This is a genomic window from Eudoraea sp. (genome assembly GCF_049665975.1).
In the GTDB taxonomy this organism is placed as follows: Bacteria; Bacteroidota; Bacteroidia; order Flavobacteriales; family Flavobacteriaceae; genus Eudoraea.
In genome coordinates this window covers 1-2,678 of sequence record NZ_JBATGR010000517.1, presented here as the reverse complement: position 1 = coordinate 2,678, position 2,678 = coordinate 1, and the positions used below count along the sequence as shown (strand labels likewise).

Annotated in this window: 3 protein-coding genes and 1 pseudogene; all 4 read left to right on the top strand. The window is 36.1% G+C overall.

All coding sequences use genetic code 11. The features are described 5' to 3' along the window. Positions 1-297: pseudogene (locus WBN20_RS16365) on the top strand (hydroxymethylbilane synthase); the annotation flags it as partial. Then, the gene (locus WBN20_RS16360; RefSeq protein ID WP_424282459.1) at positions 294-974 is read left to right on the top strand and encodes a uroporphyrinogen-III synthase; all 681 of its coding nucleotides are present in this window, start codon (positions 294-296) and stop codon (positions 972-974) included. The pseudogene WBN20_RS16365 and the gene WBN20_RS16360, both read left to right, overlap by 4 nt. 1 nt (position 975) lies before the next feature. Continuing rightward, positions 976-2,004, top strand: coding sequence for a uroporphyrinogen decarboxylase (gene hemE, locus WBN20_RS16355; RefSeq protein ID WP_424271250.1), 1,029 nt, complete (start codon positions 976-978; stop codon positions 2,002-2,004). 61 nt (positions 2,005-2,065) lie between these two features. Next, positions 2,066-2,605 (top strand): GNAT family N-acetyltransferase, encoded by a 540-nt coding sequence (locus WBN20_RS16350; RefSeq protein WP_424282458.1) that lies wholly within the window; start codon positions 2,066-2,068, stop codon positions 2,603-2,605. Positions 2,606-2,678: the final 73 nt, after the last annotated feature.

Sequence of the window (2,678 nt, the reverse complement as noted above, 5' to 3'; positions counted from 1 at the left end):
GCACTTGCCCCTTTAAATCATGAAACCACAGAAATCTGTACACAGGTTGAACGCGAGTTTTTAAAGGAACTAGAAGGCGGCTGTACAGCACCAATAGGAGCTTTGGCTACTATTGAAAACAATTTATTACATTTTAAAGGCATATTATTATCTATTGATGGGCAACGAACTGTAAGCATTGATAAAAAAATCAGACTGGCAGATGCAATAGATTTTGGTAAAGCCTGCGCACAAGAGGTCTTATTTGATGGAGGGAAGGAATTGATGCGAGACATAAAAATCCAAATAAACCAATGAAAAATGTCCTCTCCACAAAACTCCTCACTTCCGGGCAAAAAAAGATTCTGAATGATGCTGGTATTAATTTTCAGGAATACGAAGCCATAAATATCCATTACCAAGAATTTCAATTAACCACTGATTTTGATTATTTTATTTTTACGAGTCAGAATGCGGTTAGGGCATTTATAAACCATAATTCAAATTTTCCTATAAAAAAGAAATTGGGAAGAGAGTGTTTTTGCGTCGGGGAAAAAACCAAATCACTTTTAGAAAAAAATGGATATAAAGTTGTAAAAATGGCCCATAATGGAGCCGAATTAGGTGTTTTTATTGCAAAAAACTATAAAAAAGAGTCATTTTTATTTTTTTGTGGAAATAGAAGAAATGATGATTTACCTAATATTTTGACCAAACATAAGATTCATTTCAAGGAAATTATAGTATACCAAACAGAATTAAATCCTCAGCATTTTTCAGAACTCTTTGATGGCATATTGTTTTTTAGTCCCAGTGGAGTAAAGAGTTTTACTTTGTCAAATGAGGTAGGTCATAGTACGGCATTCTGTATAGGCCATACGACGGCAGGAGAAGCTGCCCTATTTACAGATTCCATAGTAGTAGCAGATACCCCGGTTGTAGAAAATCTGTTGAATAAGGTATCATTGCATTATAATTTGAGCATTAAGAAATAAAATGAGTATAAAAAACGATTTATTTTTAAGAGCACTACAAGGTGAAACTGTAGAGCGCCCACCAGTATGGATGATGAGACAGGCTGGCAGATACCTGCCAGAATTTATGAAGATTAAGGAGAAATATGATTTCTTCACCAGATGCCAGACGCCAGAATTGGCTTCTGAAATTACGGTCCAACCTATTCGGCGATATGGAATGGACGCAGCCATACTTTTTAGCGATATTCTTGTCATACCTCAAGCTATGCAAATAGAAGTGCAGATGAAACCCGATTTTGGACCCTATTTGCCCAAGCCTATTCGCTCTCAAAAAGATGTAGACCGTGTTTTAGTTCCAGATGTTTATGAAGAATTGGATTATGTAATGCAGGCTATTACCGCAACTAAAGAGAAATTGGAAGATGAGATTCCATTAATTGGTTTTGCGGGTTCTCCATGGACTATTCTCTGCTATTGTGTACAGGGGCAAGGCAGCAAAACCTTTGATAAAGCCAAGGAATTCTGCTTTACACAACCAGTTGCTGCCCATAATTTGTTGCAGAAAATTACTGATACCACTATCTCATATTTGAAAGCCAAGGTTAAAGCAGGCGTAAATGCAGTTCAGATATTCGATTCCTGGGGCGGCATGCTATCACCCAATGACTACAAAGAATTTTCATGGTATTATATTCAACAAATCATAGATGCCTTAAAGGAGGAAACGCAGGTAATTGTCTTTGGGAAAGGTTGCTGGTTTGCCTTAAGCGATATGGCGAAATCTGGTGCAGCTGCACTTGGAGTGGATTGGACTTGTTCTGCACGAAATGCCAGGTATTTGACAGGAGGTAAAATAACGCTCCAGGGAAATTTTGATCCCGCCCGCTTATTATCGCCCCCGCAAGTCATTAAAAAAATGGTCACCCAAATGATAAATGAATTTGGAAAGGATCAATATATCGTTAATCTCGGCCATGGGATTCTACCAAACGTCCCTGTGGAAAACGCAAAGGCATTTATAGATGCTGTAAAAGAGTATAAGCCTTAAGGTAAAAGGGGGGTTAAATTATATAGCCCCATTCATTACCTCAGTAGAATCAAAGTGTTTGATGTCTGATAGTCGTATAAGTAGTTTATTTGCTTTAGAGCCATTAAAAACTGTGGACACCTCCGCTTTACACACTTTTTTAGCTTCAAATAAAAAAGAATTTAATCGCTTTTTTCCAATTACCTTAAGACAAAATGAGACTATTCAGGCCTCTGAAAACTACATTCTAAATAAAAGTGAACAGATAAAATTAAAAACAGAATTTACTTTTGCCCTAAAAACAAATAATACTGTTTTAGGCTTACTTATATTAAAAAAATTGAATTGGGAGCTTAAGCGGGGTGAAATAGCTTATTGTATTGATAAAAATTATCAGGGTAGAGGTTGGATTACCAGAGCTGTAAAGGAAATTACTTCTTTTGCATTCAAAGATCTTGGCTTAAAAAGTCTGGAAATAATTGTATCCAAGCAAAATAAAGCGAGTATTAGAGTAGCAGAAAAATCCGGGTATAAATGGACAAAAACATTGTTAAAAGCCCATACTCCTCCAAATGAAGAGCCGCTTGATATGGAATTATATGAAAAATCAAATGAAAAATAAATTCTACAGTTACATTGAAGAACTTCAAGACACAATTACTTCCAGATTAGAAGAAATTGATGGTTCCGCTAAA

Coding starts and splice junctions, on each gene's coding strand:
- WBN20_RS16360 (WP_424282459.1), top strand. CDS start 294: ATGAAAAATGTCCTCTCCACAAAACTCCTCACTTCCGGGCAAAAAAAG.
- hemE (WP_424271250.1), top strand. CDS start 976: ATGAGTATAAAAAACGATTTATTTTTAAGAGCACTACAAGGTGAAACT.
- WBN20_RS16350 (WP_424282458.1), top strand. CDS start 2,066: ATGTCTGATAGTCGTATAAGTAGTTTATTTGCTTTAGAGCCATTAAAA.